The 15,964-nt window shown below is 68.8% G+C and carries 14 protein-coding genes; 6 read left to right on the forward strand and 8 right to left on the reverse strand.

Annotated elements, in window-relative coordinates:
* Position 1 precedes the first annotated feature (1 nt).
* A complete protein-coding gene (gene dop, locus N2M23_RS14920; RefSeq protein ID WP_279672276.1) occupies positions 2–1,531 on the reverse strand; it encodes a depupylase/deamidase Dop in 1,530 nt (509 codons plus the stop codon).
* 38 nt (positions 1,532–1,569) lie between these two features.
* On the opposite strand from dop, the gene N2M23_RS14925 reads away from it, so the two are divergent.
* From N2M23_RS14925 to N2M23_RS14935, 3 genes are read left to right on the forward strand one after another with little or no spacing between them, the layout of a single operon-like run.
* The gene (locus N2M23_RS14925; RefSeq protein ID WP_265446529.1) at positions 1,570–2,598 is read left to right on the forward strand and encodes a Gfo/Idh/MocA family protein; all 1,029 of its coding nucleotides are present in this window, start codon (positions 1,570–1,572) and stop codon (positions 2,596–2,598) included.
* Positions 2,595–2,960 carry a DUF3054 domain-containing protein gene (locus tag N2M23_RS14930; protein ID WP_265446530.1) on the forward strand — a complete coding sequence of 122 codons (366 nt, stop codon included), beginning with the start codon at positions 2,595–2,597 and terminating at the stop codon, positions 2,958–2,960. Before N2M23_RS14925 ends, N2M23_RS14930 begins: the two co-directional genes overlap by 4 nt.
* Positions 2,957–4,201 (forward strand): D-arabinono-1,4-lactone oxidase, encoded by a 1,245-nt coding sequence (locus N2M23_RS14935; RefSeq protein WP_265446531.1) that lies wholly within the window; start codon positions 2,957–2,959, stop codon positions 4,199–4,201. Before N2M23_RS14930 ends, N2M23_RS14935 begins: the two co-directional genes overlap by 4 nt.
* Before the next feature lie 3 nt (positions 4,202–4,204).
* Here N2M23_RS14935 and N2M23_RS14940 read toward each other — a convergent pair whose 3' ends face one another.
* From N2M23_RS14940 to N2M23_RS14950, 3 genes are all read right to left on the reverse strand, one after another.
* Entirely contained in the window at positions 4,205–4,699 is a 495-nt protein-coding gene (locus N2M23_RS14940) for an FBP domain-containing protein (RefSeq protein ID WP_341870604.1), read from the reverse strand.
* A 142-nt stretch (positions 4,700–4,841) separates the two neighbouring features.
* Positions 4,842–6,143: an MFS transporter gene (locus N2M23_RS14945; RefSeq protein WP_265446534.1), complete on the reverse strand. Its 1,302-nt coding sequence runs from the start codon at positions 6,141–6,143 to the stop codon at positions 4,842–4,844.
* Positions 6,140–7,231: a DNA polymerase III subunit beta family protein gene (locus N2M23_RS14950; RefSeq protein ID WP_265446535.1), complete on the reverse strand. Its 1,092-nt coding sequence runs from the start codon at positions 7,229–7,231 to the stop codon at positions 6,140–6,142. The genes N2M23_RS14945 and N2M23_RS14950 overlap by 4 nt, the downstream gene beginning before the upstream one ends.
* A 136-nt stretch (positions 7,232–7,367) precedes the next feature.
* On the opposite strand from N2M23_RS14950, the gene N2M23_RS14955 reads away from it, so the two are divergent.
* Entirely contained in the window at positions 7,368–8,963 is a 1,596-nt protein-coding gene (locus tag N2M23_RS14955) for a M4 family metallopeptidase (protein ID WP_265446537.1), read from the forward strand.
* 109 nt (positions 8,964–9,072) lie between these two features.
* Here the strand turns inward: N2M23_RS14955 and arc are convergent, their stop codons facing one another.
* The 3 genes from arc to N2M23_RS14970 all read right to left on the reverse strand — a co-directional run bounded on the left by arc (position 9,073) and on the right by N2M23_RS14970 (position 13,075).
* On the reverse strand, positions 9,073–10,812 hold the full coding sequence (arc, locus tag N2M23_RS14960) for a proteasome ATPase (protein ID WP_425270244.1): 1,740 nt from the start codon (positions 10,810–10,812) through the stop codon (positions 9,073–9,075).
* A gap of 78 nt (positions 10,813–10,890) precedes the next feature.
* Entirely contained in the window at positions 10,891–11,919 is a 1,029-nt protein-coding gene (locus N2M23_RS14965; protein ID WP_265446538.1) for a tRNA (adenine-N1)-methyltransferase, read from the reverse strand.
* Between the two features lie 22 nt (positions 11,920–11,941).
* Complete coding sequence (locus tag N2M23_RS14970) at positions 11,942–13,075, reverse strand: site-2 protease family protein (RefSeq protein ID WP_265446540.1); 1,134 nt, start codon at positions 13,073–13,075, stop codon at positions 11,942–11,944.
* Between the two features lie 160 nt (positions 13,076–13,235).
* Here N2M23_RS14970 and N2M23_RS14975 point away from each other — a divergent pair, with 160 nt between their 5' ends.
* Both N2M23_RS14975 and N2M23_RS14980 read left to right on the forward strand, forming a co-directional pair.
* Complete coding sequence (locus N2M23_RS14975) at positions 13,236–14,147, forward strand: RecB family exonuclease (RefSeq protein ID WP_265446542.1); 912 nt, start codon at positions 13,236–13,238, stop codon at positions 14,145–14,147.
* A gap of 191 nt (positions 14,148–14,338) precedes the next feature.
* Positions 14,339–15,139 (forward strand): hypothetical protein, encoded by an 801-nt coding sequence (locus N2M23_RS14980; RefSeq protein ID WP_265446543.1) that lies wholly within the window; start codon positions 14,339–14,341, stop codon positions 15,137–15,139.
* A 162-nt stretch (positions 15,140–15,301) separates the two neighbouring features.
* On the opposite strand, the gene N2M23_RS14985 is transcribed toward N2M23_RS14980, so the two are convergent.
* Positions 15,302–15,937: an HAD family hydrolase gene (locus N2M23_RS14985; RefSeq protein ID WP_341870605.1), complete on the reverse strand. Its 636-nt coding sequence runs from the start codon at positions 15,935–15,937 to the stop codon at positions 15,302–15,304.
* Between the last annotated feature and the right edge of the window lie 27 nt (positions 15,938–15,964).

Genomic DNA, 15,964 nt, shown 5'->3' on the forward strand with positions numbered 1-15,964 from the left:
GTCAGGCGCCTGCTGGGGTGTCCTGGGCGAGCAACCGCAGCAACTCGTCTGCTGTGTCGGCCTGCTCGAGCAGTCCGCCGACATGGGACTTGGTCCCGCGTTCCGGCTCCAGCGTCGGCACCCGCTGCAGGCTGGGCTGGCTGCTGACGTCGAAGATCACCGAGTCCCACGATGCGGCGGCGACCTCGTGCGGGAAGCGCGCGAGGCAGGTGCCGCGGAAATAGGCACGGGTGTCCTCGGGCGGCGCGGTGACGGCGGCGCGCACCGTCTCGTCGTCGACGAGCTGGTCGACCCGGCCGGCGGCGAGCAGCCGGTTGAACAGGCCCTTGTCGGCCCGCACGTCGGACCATTGGATGTCGATCGCCTTCAGCCGTGGGTCGGACCACTCCAAGCCGTCCCGCGCCCGAAACCCTTCCAGCGCCTGCAGTTTGGTGACCCAGTCGACTTCACGGGCGGCGTCCATCGGGTCACGCTCGAGCGTGGTGAGCACCTGCTCCCAGCGCTGCATGACTTCGGCGGTGTCGGGATCGAGCTCCCCGCCATACAGCTGCTGGAGCCAGGCGTCGGCGAGTTCGTAGTAGCTCCAGAGCAATTGGACGCCGGTCATGGTGCGCCGGCCGGCTACCTCGATGGTCGCCTTGAGCGTCGGGTCATGCGACAGCCGGTGCAACGACTCGACCGGCTTGTCGACGGTCAGATCCTGCGTGATGGCACCGGCCTCGATCATGCCGAGCACCAGGCTGGTCGTGCCGAGCTTGAGCAGGTTGCTGACGTCGCTGTGGTTGGCGTCGCCGATGATCACGTGCAGCCGGCGGTAGCGCTCGGCGACCGCGTGCGGCTCGTCGCGGGTGTTGATGATGGGCCGTTTGAGGGTCGTCTCCAGGCCGACCTCGACCTCGAAGAAATCCGACCGCTGGGCCAGTTGGAAGCCGGGCCGGGTGGATTCGACGCCGATGCCGACCCGTCCGGAGCCGCACATCACCTGCCGCGCCACGAAGAACGGAATGAGGTGGCGCACCACGTCCGCGAACGGTGTCGCGCGGCTCATCAGGTAGTTCTCGTGGGTGCCGTAGGAGGCGCCCTTGCCGTCGGTGTTGTTCTTGTAGAGGTTGACCCCCGGCGCGCCGGGTGCCGCGAGCAGCCCGACGGCCTCTCGCATGACCAGCTCCCCGGCCCGGTCCCAGGTGATCGCGGCGCGCGGCGTGGTCACCTCCGGTGAGCTGTACTCCGGGTGGGCGTGGTCGACATACAGCCGGGCGCCGTTGGTGAGCACCACATTGGCGAGGGTCGGGTCCTCTTCGTCGGTGAGCTGGCTCGGGTCGGCGATCGCGCGGGCCATGTCGAAGCCGCGAGCGTCGCGCAGTGGCGCTTCGTCCTCGTAGTCCCAGCCGGCGCGGGCCGCGCGCATGCCCTGCTGGGTGGCGTATGCCGTGACGACCCGCCCCGACAACACCATCGGGTTGGCGGTGGGGTCGCCTGGCACGGAGATGCCGTATTCGGTCTCGATGCCCATCACCCGGCGCACTGTCATGTCCCCGACCCTACGACGGGTTTGCGAGGATGAGCGGCATGGTCCGGCTTCCCTCACCGACGACCCCCGACCCGATGGACGCTCCCCCGCTGCGATGGGGCGTGCTCGCGCCGGGCGGGATCGCCTCGACGTTCGTTGCCGCGCTGCAGGCCGGCACCCGACAGCAGGTGGTCGCGTGCGGCTCGCGCAGTCTGAAGCGGGCTCGCGAATTCGCCTCTCGTTTCGGGGGATTCACGGCATACGGCTCGTATGACGAGCTGGTCGCCGACCCCGAGGTCGACGTCGTCTACGTCGCCTCCCCGCACTCAGGGCACCATGACCTCGCCTTGTCCGCCCTTCGCGCGGGCAAGCCGGTGCTGGTCGAGAAGGCGTTCGCCCGCAACGCGGCCGAGGCACGTGAGGTGATCGATGAGGCGCGATCGCGCAACCTGTTCTGCATGGAGGCGATGTGGTCGCGCTTCCTGCCGCGCTACGACGTGGTGCGGCAGGCGGTCGCCGAGGGCCTGATCGGCACGCTGCAGACGATCGTCGCCGACCACGGGCAGCTGCTCTACCCGAACGGTCCGCAGCGGCTCACCGATCCGGCGCTCGCCGGAGGTGCACTGCTCGACCTCGGCATCTACCCGATCTCGCTCGCCGCGATGCTGATGCCGGGTGAGCTGTCGGTCACCGCCACCGGCGTGCTCACTCCAGAGGGTGTCGACGCGAGCGAGGTGGTCGCCCTGACCGGGGGCGGCGCGCTTGCGTCCTGCGTGTCGACGATGACCGGGCAGACCGCGAACACTGCTGTCATCGCCGGAGATTCGGCTCGCCTGGAGCTCGACGGGTGGTTCTACCAGCCCGGCCCGGTACGGCTGGTCGCCCACGGCGACGCGGTGCTCGACACCTACCAGCCGGACTCCACCGAGCACGGGCTGCACTTCGAAGCGGCCGAGGTCGCGCGCCGGACCACCGCTGGCGAGACCGAGTCGCCGCTCATGCCCTGGGACGAGACGCTGCGGATCATGCAGCTCATGGACGAGGTGCGCGCCCAACTCGGCGTCCGCTTCCCGGGTGAGCCGTCATGAGGCGAGCGCTGCCGGCCGCCGTGCTCGACATCGCGGTGATCCTGGTCTTCGCCGCGATCGGCCGAGCCTCGCACCACGAGTCCAACCCCGTGGTCGACGCGCTCGGCACGGCCTGGCCGTTCCTGGCCGGAGCGGCCCTGGGCTGGGCGGTCTCCGTCGTCGTATGGCGGGTGGCCCCGATCCTGGTGCGTCACTCCCTTCCGGTGTGGATCTGCGCGGTCGCGGGCGGCATGCTGCTCCGTCAGCTGACCGGCCGAGGTGTCGCGTTCTCGTTCGTCGTGGTCGCGACGATCTTCCTCGGGGTCTTCCTGCTCGGCTGGCGAGCGATTGCGTCGTTCTGGCAGCGAAAGGCGAAACCATGAGCAACTGGTCAGGGACGTACGAGTACCGCGCCGCCAAGAGACTGCAGCCGGCGTCGATCGACGAGCTACGGCAGGCGGTTGCCGACGCTCCCGCGGTGAAGGTCGCCGGCTCCGGCCACAGCTTCAACGGGGTCGCGGACAGCGAAAACGGCTGGCAGCTGGAACTTTCCGAGCTCATCGCATCCCCGGTGGTCTCCCCCGACCGCACGACGGTCGAGGTCAGCGGAGCCATGACCTACGGCGCACTCGTGCCGCACCTGGCCGACGCGGACCTCGCCTTGGCCAACCTGGCGTCGCTGCCGCACATCACGGTGGCAGGCAGCGTCGCGACCGGCACCCACGGCTCCGGTGCCCGTCAACCCGGACTCGCCGAGGCGGTCGACGCGATCGAACTGCTGACCGCCGACGGGCAGTTGCGCTGGTATGACCGCACCGACCCGGTCTTCCCTGCGCTCGTGGTCTCGCTCGGCGCGCTCGGCATCGTGACGAGACTGCGACTGCGCGTCGAGCCGTCGTTCGAGATGCGCCAGGACGCCTTCACCGGGTTGTCGTGGGGCGATCTGACCGGACGCCTCGACGAGGTGCTCGAAGCTGCCTACAGCGTGAGCGTGTTCGGCCGATGGATCGGCGACGGGCCCGACCACCTCGTCCTAAAGTCACGGCTGCCCGCGGCCGTCGACCGGCCGGATGTGCCCGGTGCGCAATGGACCTCGCAGACGTTGCACCCGCTGCAGGCGTCCGGCGCGACACCCGACGCGGTCACCGAGCAGGGCGGCCGGCCCGGAGTGTGGGCCGACCGGCTGCCGCACTTCCGCCTGGGCTTCACCCCGAGCGCGGGCGCGGAGATCCAGTCGGAGTTCTTCCTGCCACGCGCGGACGGCGCCGCCGCGATCGAGGCGCTGCTCGCCGTGGGCGACGCCGTCGCACCCGCGCTGCTGGTCGCCGAGATCCGCACCGTGGCAGCCGAATCCCAGTGGTTGAGTCCTGCCTTCGGCCGTGACTCGATCGCCTTCCACTTCACCTGGCGGCCGGACGCCGAGGCCGTCCACGAGGCGGTCGCGGTCGTCGAGCAAGCGCTCGCGCCATACGACCCGAGGCCGCACTGGGGCAAGGTCTTCGTGCGACCGGGCCGGCTCACGGGCACCTACCCGAAGCTGGACGACTTCGAGCGGGTGCGCCGCGAGTTCGACCCGGACGGGAAGTTCCTCAACGACTTCCTGCGCGAGCACGTCGTCGGCTAGGGGCTACTCCCCGCGCAGCACCGAGCGGGCGAACCGCGCCGCGCGCTCCTGCAGGCCGGCGACACGTTGCTGCACGAACCACTCGCGATCGGCGTCGTTGTCGCTGACGACCTCGGTCAGCGCTGGCTGCCGCCGGACGTTGGCCGAGCAGCCGAAGTCAGAGCAGATCATCGTGCCGATGGTGTTGCCACGCTTGCCGGCCGCGCCGGTGCGGCGGGCGACGTAGAGGCTCACGTCGTCCTCGACGACCACGTCCTGGCACCAGGCACAGACCGCCTTCCGGCGCGGCCCTTTCGGGGCCGCAGTTGTGAGGCGCAGGCCGACGACGTCGTCGCCGAGGTCGACAACCACGTAGGCGTCCCGCTCCCGTTTGGTGTCCCGCCAGCCGAGGAAGTCCAGGTCGTCCCAGGGCACGGCGGACAGGTCGGGCACGGCCGCTTCACGCGCCTCTCGCTTGGAGGCGTTGACGAAGGACGCGCGGATTTCGTTTTCGGTCAAGGGTTTCAAGGGTCACTGCTTTCGATCGAGTCTGAGAAGAAGGCGGCACTCAGCCGCAAAGGAGATGCGCGCACGGGGCGGCTGAGCAGGCCGACGTGGCCACCTCGCCCCCTGCGGTCCAGCCGCGCATCTGCTCGCTCCTTCAACCAACTCGATCGCGCGCCGCTCTCTTGGCGCACCTCAGGCCAGTATGCCGGGTCCACCCCACCGGACGCATCCCGGATTTGGCGAGCCACCAGATGGCGGTGACCAGCAGGACCACTCCTGCGCCGATGAACGCCGTTGGTGCACCTACGGATTCAACCGATGACGCGAAGACGAACGTCGTGACCACCAGCGGGAGCATCTGGGCGAGCACGAGAATCGCCTGGTATCGGGCGAGTTGCCCCGGCGGCGTGGCTGCCAGATAGGCCGGCCAGAGATGGCCGGTGCACACAGCCACGCCGACGCCGAGCAGCACCGCGCCGATGCCTGCGGCCCACGGGCTCGTGGCAAGTCCCAGGCCGGTCAGTCCCACTGCTTGGGCGAGCAGGCCGGCGGTGACCGCCAGCAGCTGACGCCGCCAGACGCCCCACCGCGCAATGACCGCGGTGACGGGCAGACCACCGACGATCCATCCGGCTTCGAGCAGGCCCGACACCGTTGCGCCCCAAGAGTTTTCAGGAGCCAGCAACGGTGTGCCGAGTGTCACCGCCGGAAGCACGACTGCGGCGATGACGGCGGTGGCCACCAGAGTGCGCCGCAGCGTTTGGTCGTCCCACACGTCCCGCATGGTTCGCCGGAGGGCGACACGCTCCGGGGTCGCCGAAGCAGCACGCAGCGGTGGGCGGATCATGACGAGCGCGGTGAGGACGATCGTGAAGCTCACCGCGTCGATGACTGCTGCGCCGGTCAGCCCGAGTGCGACCACCACAACCGCGCCGAGCGCCGGGCCGGCAAGACGCGCCAATTGTGCGAACGTGCTGTTCACCGCCAACGCACGCGGCAGTCCCGCTCCGTCGACGAAGAGACGTGGCAGTACTCCGGTGACGGGCAGGTAGAAGGCATCGACCACCCCGGCCAGGACCGACACGGCCACCAGGAGGGCGGCCTGCACGCCGTCGAGCGAGGTCCAGACCGCCAGCGCCACGCACATCACCAGCATCGCCAGGTCGCCGGCCACCAGCACCCTCCGGATGCCGAGTCGGTCGGCGGTCAGCCCGCCAACCAGCAACAGCGCGATGCGCGGAGCGACGACCACGGTCGTGACCACTCCGGCGAGATTGGTGGACAATCCCGTTGCATACCAGACGATCCCGAACTCCAGGACGCCGGTGCCGAGCGTGCTGATCGCCGCCGCACCCACCCAGATCAGGTATGGCGCAGGCAGCGGATCGCGCACCCGCGCAGCGCCGGTTGCAGCCCCCTCCTCCTCCGCCCTCGCGCGCCGGGTGCCGACCTTCACGGCCGCTCCCGGCGGACCGGCATCACCACCGTGGTGAACGTGCCCTGATCGGCCGACCGCACCACGGCGGGACGTGAGGGGTCGTCGGCGAGTTCGAGCAGCACCTCCGGTCCGATGCTGGTGCGCACGGCCTGGGCGAGCAGGCCCGGGCGGAAGGCAGCGGTCAGCGCAGCGCCGGTGCACACCGCGGGCAGCCGCACGCCGTGCCGGTCGCCGTCGAGGCGCAGGTCCAGATGCTCGGCACCGGTGGTGAGCACGAGGACGTCGTCACCGCCTTCGCGGCCGGTGCGGTCGATTTCGTCGAGCAAGTGCTGCCGATCGACGGTGACCCGTGCCGCCGTCGCGGGCAGACCGGCGAGAATCGCCTGATAGGAAGGGTATTCGGCCTCGATGGTCGGCACGGCAAGGCGGACATCCGTCGATTCGAGGGCGGCCTCGTGGTCGGTCGCTCGCAGCCGCACACGGTCACGACGACTCGCCCACGACGACAGCTCCGGCAGCGACGCGGACGGCACGACCAGGGCGCGGTCCGGCCCGCTCACCTCGTGCAGCGGGAGACTCCGCACCGCCATCCAGTAGCGGTCGGTGGCGACCACCGTGAGCCCGTCGGCGGTGAGCTCGAGGAGCACACCCTGCAGCGCAGGAATGTCCGGCACGGCGGCCGCGGCCGGCGACACCTGCCGGATCGCGCTGGCCAGCTCCGGGCCCGGCATGGTCGCCGTCGTCGGCTCCCGGTCGGTCTCCCCCGCGGCGCGCAGCGATGCGATGACGTCGTCGGTCGTCTCCCGTGCGCGCCGAGCCCGTCCGGCGGTCTCCTCGGCATACGACCGCAGGACGGCGCGTGCCTGGTCCGGGTCCCCGTCGAGCACCAGCCGAATGTCCTGCAACGGCAAGCCGATCGAGCGCAAGCGGCTGATGGCAATGCCGCGTCGCTCCTGCGCCGCCGTGTAATAGCGGTAGCCGGAGGCGTCGTCGACCTGGTCCGGCCGCAGCAGCCCGCAGTCGTCGTAGAACCGCAGCGCGCTCGGGGTCAGCCCGACCAGCCGCGCGAACGAGCTGATGGTCAGCAGGGGTTGTTGATCGTGCACGACGTCAGCTTGCAGCTTCAGCCAAGTCGAAGGTCAACCGGCGGCGAATGCGTGCTCCGTTGTTTGCCCCACCTTGACACGTGGACAGCTACGCTGACGACCGCCCAACCCGGGGCATACGAAGGGAATCCCTGTCATGAGAAAAGCCCGTCACGCCTCTCTCCTGCTTGCCTTCACCGGCGCGACCGTGGCCGTCGCCACCGCGACCGGCACCGGCGCGTTCGCCGCACCAGCTGCCGACTCAGGTCGGGTCCGGTCGACCACCGCCGTGCGTCTCGACGCTGCCCAGACCGACGGCGCGGTCGGCGCGGTGACCTCCAATCGTGGTCGGTATGGCCTGTCGGCGGACCAGAAGCTGACCAAGAAGTCGGCGCTGCTCGACAGCACGGGCACCACTCACGTGCGAGTGGCCCAGACCTACAAGGGCCTGCCGGTGATTGGTGGTGACACGGTGATCCACCGCACCAAGAGCGGGAAGGTGTCGCTCTCGCGCACCCTCGACAAGCCGCTCTCGCTCGATGTGAAAGCAGCGAAATCCGCTCCGGCGCAATCACGTTCGGCGAGCAAAGCGACTCTGGTGGTGGACGCGACTGCGAAGCCGCGTCTCGCCTGGCAGCAGACGGTCACCGGTGTGCAGACCGATGGGACGCCAAGCCGGAAGCTGGTCTACACCGATGCCAAGAGCGGCAAGCAGATCCGCTCCGAGGAGCGCATCATGACCGTTGGCGGGCAAGGCAATTCGTTGTATGGCGGGACGGTCCCGCTCCAGCTGACGCAGAGTGGTGCCAACTACCTGATGAAGGACCCGACCCGCGGCAACACCTACACGATCGACGTCCGCAACGGCACGGACCTGGCCGTTGTGTGTCCGCTGATCGGCATCTTCTGTGCCTCGGGTCCGGTCTTCGCAGGTCCGGACACGAGTTTCGGCAATGGCAGCACGTCGAGTCGGGAGTCTGCGGGTGTGGACGCGCAGTTCGGCACGGACGAGACGTGGGATTACTACAAGACCAACTTCGGCCGGAACGGCATCTTCAACACCGGCAAGGGTTCGTTCAACCGGGTGCACTACGGGCAGAACTATGTGAATGCGTTCTGGGACGGCACGAAGATGACGTATGGCGACGGGGACGGCGCCAACTACGGGCCGCTGACCTCCCTCGATGTGGCCGGCCACGAGATGAGTCACGGGGTGACGGAGAACTCGGCGAACCTGACCTACAGCGGGGAGTCCGGCGGGTTGAACGAGTCGACCAGTGACATCTTCGGCACGATGGTGGAGTTCTTCTCGGCCAATGCCAAGGACACCGGCGACTACCTGATCGGGGAGATGTTCGACAAGACCGGTCAGGGCCTGCGGCGAATGGACAACCCGGCCGCGGATGGCAAGAGCGTGGGTTGCTGGAGCTCGGGTGTCGGCAACCTCAACGTGCACTACTCCTCCGGTGTCGGTAACCACTTCTACTACCTGCTGGCCGAGGGGTCGGGTGCCAAGACGATCAACGGTGTCGCGCACAACTCCCCGACCTGTGACGGCAGCAGCGTCACCGGTATTGGCCGGGCCGACGCGCAGCAGATCTGGTACCGCGCGCTGACGGTCTACATGACCAGCAGCACCAACTACGCCGGTGCCCGCACCGCCACCCTCAACGCCGCCAAGGACCTGTATGGCGCGACCTCCGCGCAATACACCGCGGTCGGCAAGGCCTGGAGCGCCGTCAACGTCAAGTGACGTCGGGCGGTCACGCCTTCCACGCAGCAGAAACGCCGGAGCCGGCAGACCACGGTGGTCCGCCGGCTCCGGCGCGAAACTGCCCGAACGACAGGCGATTACGGGCGGATCACAGGTATTGCCCGGTGCCCTTGATCGAGTCGATCGACCGGCCCGGCTCGGCGCCGTCCTTGCCGTCGATGAGCGTGCGGATGTAGACGATCCGCTCGCCCTTCTTGCCGGAGATGCGCGCCCAGTCGTCGGGGTTGGTGGTGTTGGGCAGGTCTTCGTTCTCCTTGAACTCGTCCACGCACGACCGCAGCAGGTGCTCGACCCGGATGCCCTTCTGCCCGGTGGTCAGCTGCTCCTTGATCGCCATCTTCTTGGCCCGGTCGACGATGTTCTGGATCATCGCCCCGGAGTTGAAGTCCTTGAAGTAGAGGACCTCCTTGTCACCGCTGGCGTAGGTGACCTCCAGGAACTTGTTCTCGTCGATCTCGGTGTACATCCGCTCGACCGTCGCCTGGATCATCGCGGCGACCGTGTCGTCGAGCGAGCCGTTGTTCTCCGCGACGTCGTCGGCGTGCAGCGGCAGGGTCGGCACGAGGTACTTGGAGAAGATGTCGCGCGCGCTCTCGGCGTCCGGGCGCTCGATCTTGATCTTCACGTCGAGCCGGCCGGGCCGCAGGATCGCCGGGTCGATCATGTCCTCACGGTTGGAGGCGCCGATCACGATGACGTTCTCCAGCCGCTCGACACCGTCGATCTCGGCCAGCAGCTGCGGCACGATCGTGGTCTCCACGTCGGAGGAGACGCCCGAGCCGCGAGTGCGGAAGAGCGACTCCATCTCGTCGAAGAACACCACCACCGGCGTGCCCTCGGACGACTTCTCCCGGGCCCGCTGGAAGATCAGCCGGATGTGCCGCTCGGTCTCCCCGACATACTTGTTGAGCAGCTCCGGGCCCTTGATGTTGAGGAAGTAGGCGGTCTCCCCGCGTCCGGTCTTCTCGGCAACCTTGCGCGCCAGGTTGGCGGCAACCGCCTTGGCGATCAACGTCTTTCCGCACCCGGGAGGCCCGTAGAGCAGCACACCCTTCGGCGGCCGCAACGCGTGCTCGCGGAACAGGTCGGCGTGCAGGTAGGGCAGCTCGACCGCGTCCCGGATCTGCTCGATCTGGCCGGCGAGACCACCGATGTCCTCGTAGTGGATGTTGGGCACCTCCTCCAGCACGAGGTCGGCGACCTCGGCCTTCGGGATGCGCTCGAAGACGAAACCACTGCGGGTGTCGAGCAACAACGAGTCGCCGGCGCGGATGGTCTCGCCCTCCAGCGACGCGGCGAGCCGGCAGACCCGCTCCTCGTCGGCGTGCGCGACCACCAGCACCCGGTCGGTGCCGAGCAACTCCTTGGCCTGGACCAGCTCGCCGACCTGTTCGAAGCCGACTGCCGCGACGACGTTGAGCGCCTCGTTGAGCATGACCTCGCGGCCGGGCTGCATCTCGTCGGCCTCGATCGAGGGGCTGACCGCGACCCGCATCTTGCGACCACTGGAGAGGATGTCGGCGGTCGCGTCGTCATACGTCTCGATGACGATCCCGTATGACGCAGGCGGCTGGGCGAGGCGGTCGACCTCACCCTTCAAGTTCACGATCTGTTCGCGCGCTTCCTTGAGCGTGCGCACGAGGCGTTCATTCTGGGCAGAGAGTGTGCCGACCGACGCCTGCAACTGGCGAACCTGGTCCTGCAGGTCGCGCGGCGTGCCGCGGCCCGGGCCGGAGCCACCGAGCCGGTCGCGCAGGCCCTGCACCTCACGCTGCAGGCTCTCGGCGCCTTCGTCGGGCGTGCCGGGCTGCTGTGGCTGGTCGTTCACGTCGGCCTCCTTCGCGCGGGAGCACCTTGCTCAAGGTGCTTGCGAGTGATGCCACCCGACCCTAACTCGGCAACCTGTTCACTCGGGCGGCGGCTCGCTCGCCGAACGGCGCAATTTGCGAATCTTGCGCTCGGACACCGGGCGTTCGCCCAGATCTTCGGCGGTCCACTCCCCTGTGGTGTTGCTCACATCGACACCGTCCGTCTCACCATGCGACGTGCCGTCCTCGCCATACGCGCCCTTGGCCGGCCGGCGCTTGCGCAGCGGCGGCGTGACACCCGGCGCGAGCCGGCGGGTGGAGATCAGGAAGCCGGTGTGTCCGTGCATCCGGTGCTGGGGGCGGACGGCCAGTCCTTCCAGGTGCCACCCGCGCACGATCGACTCCCATGCCTGCGGCTCGGTGTAGCCGCCGTGGGCGCGCATCGCCTCGGCGACCCGTGACAACTGCGTGGCGGTGGCGACATACGCGATGAGGACGCCGCCGGGCGCGAGCGCGTCGGCAGCGGCGTCGAGGCACTCCCACGGCGCGAGCATGTCGAGCACCACCCGGTCGATCGAGCCGGGGTCGGCCACCGTCGGGAGCACGTCGGCGAAGTCACCGACGCTCACCTGCCATGCCGGGTGATCGCCGGCGAAAAAGGCCCGGACGTTGCCCTGCGCGATCTCGGCGAAGTCGGCGCGGCGCTCGATCGAGTGCAGGCTGCCCTGGTCACCGACCGCGCGCAGCAGCGACATCGACAACGCACCCGAGCCGACCCCGGCCTCGACCACCCGGGCGCCGGGGAAGATGTCGGCCATCGCGACGATCTGGCCGGAATCCTTCGGGTAAACCACCGCCGCGCCACGCGGCATCGACATCACGTAGTCCGACAGCAACGGTCGCATCGCGAGGTATTCGGTGCCGGCCGTGTTCGTAATCGTGCTGCCGTCGGGCAGCCCGATCAGGTCGTCGTGCACCAGATGCCCGCGATGGGTGTGGAATTGCTTGCCCGGCTCGAGGGTCAGCGTGTGCATCCGCCCCTTGGCGTCGGTCAGCTGGACGCGTTCACCGGCGATGAACGGTCCGCGTCGGGCGGAGGCGCCGGTGGGCTCGGGCGAAGAAGTCACGAGGGGCGAGTCTAACGGCGCACTACGCCTGCGCCGACTTGCGCTTCTCGGCCGCGCCGAGCGCGTTGCCGAGCTGCTCGATCGACACCAGGCCGATCGGACGACCGTCGGCCACCACGAGCAATTCCTGTATGCCGGGGGCCGCTTGCTGTGCCGCGCGCACCAGCTCGGTGACATCCGCATCGGGTGAGTCGACCTGCGCCACCCAGCCGGCAGGTTGCACCTGCGCGAGCGACTGGGCGGTGATGGCGGCCGCAGTGGCCGCCGGCGCCTGCGCGACCTGGGTTGCCGGGATGAAGCCCCATGCCGCGCCCCGAGCATCGATGACGGCAAGGTCGACCCCGGGCGGCAACTGGGCGAGTTGCACCTGGTCGGGCACGACCGCGACCGGGCGCAGCACGTCCCGGACCCGCACGCGGGCGAACAGGCGGCTCGAGTGACCACGGGCGATCGCGTTGCTGGCGCCCATCCAGAGGAAGCCGGCGATCAGCACCGACCACAGCACGTAGAAGGTGTCGGGTTCGTTGCCGCGCAGCAGCGGCCAGGCGATGGCCCAGAGCACGACGAGCGCCGCGACGACCCGTCCGCACCAGCCGGCCACCAGCATGCCCGCGGACCGTGAGCCGGTGATCCGCCATACCAGGGCGTCGACCAGGAAACCGCCGTCCAGCGGCATACCCGGCAGCAGGTTGAAGATCGCCACGAACGTGTTGGAGATGACGAATGCGTAGAGCAGCAGCCGCGGCACGTCACCGTCGACCACGCCGAGCAGACCCCAACCGACAAGCGCCAGAACGCCGTTCGCGAGCGGGCCGACGACGGCGACCAGTGCGCTCGACAGCGGCGAGGTGTCGTCGGTGTCGTATGCCGTGTGCCCGCCCCACAGGTCGGCGACGATCTGCCGGACCCGGTAGCCGCGCCATTGCCCGACCAGCGCATGCGCCGCCTCGTGGGCGAGCACCGACAGCAGCAGGAGCAGCGCGTAGAGCAGGGCCACGAAGTACGCCTGTGCGCCGAGATCGGGATAGCTGTTGCGGATCTGCGGGCCGAAGGTGATCACGATGACCAGCCCGATGATCGGCCAGGTGCGACCGATGTAGATCGGGGTGCCGCGCAGCGTCCCGAACAGCCAGCCCGGGGCGCCACCTGAATTCATTGGATCAGCCTAACGAGAGGGCACCGGCCACCATTGATCGAGTAGCGGCGAGGAACGAGCGCGGGTTGTGCTGATCGAGTAGCGGCGAGGAACGAGCCGCGTATCGAGATCAGCCAGCAATGCGTCGGCCCTGTCGGTGGGCCGGGTTACGTTTGCCGGTATGACGGAGGCCGCGCAGGACCAGCACGCCGTGCCGGAGCACGACGTCGAGCCACGTCAACTGCGGGCGGCCCTCTCCCCCAGCCGGGCCGGCGACTTCATGCAGTGTCCGCTGCTCTATCGCTTCCGGGTGGTCGACCGGATCCCTGAGGAGCCGTCGGCGGCCGCCGCCAGAGGCACGCTGGTGCACGCCGTGCTCGAGCGGATCTTCGACGCCCCGCCCGCCGAGCGGACGATCGAGGCGGCCACCGAGCTGCTCGGTCCGCAGTGGCAGCGGATGCTGGAGCGCGAGCCGGTCCTCGCCGAGCTGCTCGGCGACGACCCGGAGGAACGCGCCACGTGGTTCGCCGAGGCGACCGCCCTGCTGCGGCGGTGGTTCACCCTGGAGGACCCGACCCGCCTGGAGCCGGCCGAGCGCGAGCTCTACGTCGAGGCCGAGATCGACGGACTGACCTTGCGAGGCTATGTCGACCGGCTCGACGAGGCTCCTGGACAGCTGCTGCGCGTCGTCGACTACAAGACCGGCCGGTCTCCCTCGGAGCTGTTCGAGGCCAAGGCGCTGTTCCAGATGAAGTTCTACGCCCTCGTGCTCTGGCGCAGTCGCGGCGTCCTCCCCCGCATGCTGCAACTGGTTTACCTCGGCAACGGCGAGTTGGTCCGCTACGAGCCTGACGAGTCGGACCTGTTGGCGACCGAGCGCAAGGTCAAGGCGCTGTGGGCGGCCATCGAGCGCGCCGCGACCACCGGCGACTGGCGTCCGCGACGCAGTCGGCTGTGCGACTGGTGCGACCACCAGTCCCGGTGCCCCGAGTTCGGGGGTACCCCGCCGCCGTTGCCGGAGCACGCGGTCCAGCTGGCGCTGGACCCGGTGCGGGCCGGCGGGACCTCGCCCGCGGACGGCGACGACAACTGACCGGTCCTTCGGCCGGCCGTTCACCATAAAGGACTAACACCACGGAAAATCCGGATGACCGCTACCGATGGGTATTAGTCCGACCTTTCCCAATTCCCCAGAAGTCGCCCTTACAGTCGTATTGATTCTGGCAATCTGACCCTCGGGAGTCGCCTGTCTTCTGCAGGTGACGTGGGGAAGAGGAATCGGCTATGGACAGCCATGTCAGGAACCGCAACAACCTCTTGGTGGGTGCGGGGGCAGCATTTTTCGCGGCCGGAACGGCCATTGTGATCGGCACCGCGGGCTCGGCCGCGGCCGCGCCGCCCGGGAACAATGCGACCGTCAAGATCCACGAACTCGACACACCGGATCACACCGAGAGCAACGACCCGAAGATCTGCAAGTTCAATCTCGAGTATTTCAACCAGGACCCGAGCCAGGAAGGCTTCAAGGCGGTCTTCACCACCCAGCCGGGCAACGACCCGGTGCTGACCATCCAGATGCCACGGGCCGGCGCCGACGGCTACTCGGAGTCGTTCTATCTCAACGCCGACCCGAACGGCGAGACCGATGGCGTCACGATCCCGGACGGTCAGTACAAGGTGACGATCTACGGCAAGTTCGGCACCAAGGAAGTGGAGAAGGCCAAGAGCAAGGTCTTCAAGGTGGCCTGCGACGAGACGCCGCCCACCAGCCCGACGTCACCGACGAGCCCGACGTCGCCAACCAATCCAACCAGCCCGACGTCACCGACCAACCCGACATCGCCGACGAGCCCGACATCGCCGACGTCACCAACCAACCCGACGTCACCCACGAGCCCGACATCGCCAACATCACCGCCGACGGCCCCGCCGACCGGTCCCACCGAGCCGACAACCGGCCCGCCGATCATCACCGATGGCCCGCAGGGCGGCGGTAACGACGCCGGCGTCATCGGTCTCGGCTTCGTCGCCTTCGGTGTCGTGGTCGCAGGCGTCGGTGTCCTGCGACGTCGGATGAGCGAGTAGTCCGGCAACGGAGTAGGAGGGCCGGTGCACCGGGGGTGCACCGGCCCTGCTCCGGCAGGCCTGGTCGCGTCAGGAGATCCGCGAACCAGATCTGCGAACCAGATCTGCGAACCAGGGCCGATGTCCGACCAGACTCGGTCGGCTCGGTCGCGTGCGCTTCGACTAGATGCCGGTGACGCGGACCAGATCTACCGGGGTCAGTCCCTCCAGCGAGTCGACCTGCACCGCGCCCTCGACCGGTGGCACCCGCACGATGTGCGGCACCGCGATCGTCGGCACACCGGCGGCCACCGCGGCATGCACTCCAGGGATCGAGTCCTCGATCGCGACACAGTCCGCGGCTCTGACCCCGAGCTCGGCAACCGCGGTGGAGTAAGCCTCGGGGTCGGGTTTGCCGTGCGTGACGCGATCACCGGTCACGACCGCGGAGAAGGTGCCGGTCGGCAGCGCGTCGATGAGGACGTCGGCGAACGACCGGTAGGACATCGTCACCAGGGCGTTCGGGATGCCTTCTGCCACACAGGCTTTCAGCAACTGCTCCGCGCCGGGTCGCCACGGCAGGTGCTGGCGCATCTGCGCGATGACCCGCTCCAGCAGGTAGTCCACGATCTGCTCCGGTGCCAGTGTCACCGGGCTGTTGTCGCGGATGATCTGCGCGGAGACCAGCAACGGGTTGCCGACGAGCTGGTGGGCCATGTCGTCGTCCCAGGTGCCGCCGTATGACGCGACCAGACCCTTCTCCGCCGCAATCCACAGCGGCTCGGTGTCGACGAGAGTGCCGTCCATGTCCCACAGCACGGCTGCGGGAAGGTGGTTACCGATAGC

The sequence above is a fragment of the Flexivirga meconopsidis genome (assembly GCF_026162425.1).
Classification (GTDB): Bacteria; Actinomycetota; Actinomycetes; order Actinomycetales; family Dermatophilaceae; genus Flexivirga; species Flexivirga meconopsidis.

Bases quoted from the DNA above. Each gene is read 5' to 3' on its own strand.
- N2M23_RS14980 (WP_265446543.1), top strand. From the start codon at position 14,339: ATGGACAGCCATGTCAGGAACCGCAACAACCTCTTGGTGGGTGCGGGG.
- N2M23_RS14975 (WP_265446542.1), top strand. From the start codon at position 13,236: ATGACGGAGGCCGCGCAGGACCAGCACGCCGTGCCGGAGCACGACGTC.
- N2M23_RS14925 (WP_265446529.1), top strand. From the start codon at position 1,570: ATGGTCCGGCTTCCCTCACCGACGACCCCCGACCCGATGGACGCTCCC.
- N2M23_RS14935 (WP_265446531.1), top strand. From the start codon at position 2,957: ATGAGCAACTGGTCAGGGACGTACGAGTACCGCGCCGCCAAGAGACTG.
- N2M23_RS14955 (WP_265446537.1), top strand. From the start codon at position 7,368: ATGAGAAAAGCCCGTCACGCCTCTCTCCTGCTTGCCTTCACCGGCGCG.
- N2M23_RS14930 (WP_265446530.1), top strand. From the start codon at position 2,595: ATGAGGCGAGCGCTGCCGGCCGCCGTGCTCGACATCGCGGTGATCCTG.
- N2M23_RS14970 (WP_265446540.1), bottom strand. From the start codon at position 13,075: ATGAATTCAGGTGGCGCCCCGGGCTGGCTGTTCGGGACGCTGCGCGGC.
- dop (WP_279672276.1), bottom strand. From the start codon at position 1,531: ATGACAGTGCGCCGGGTGATGGGCATCGAGACCGAATACGGCATCTCC.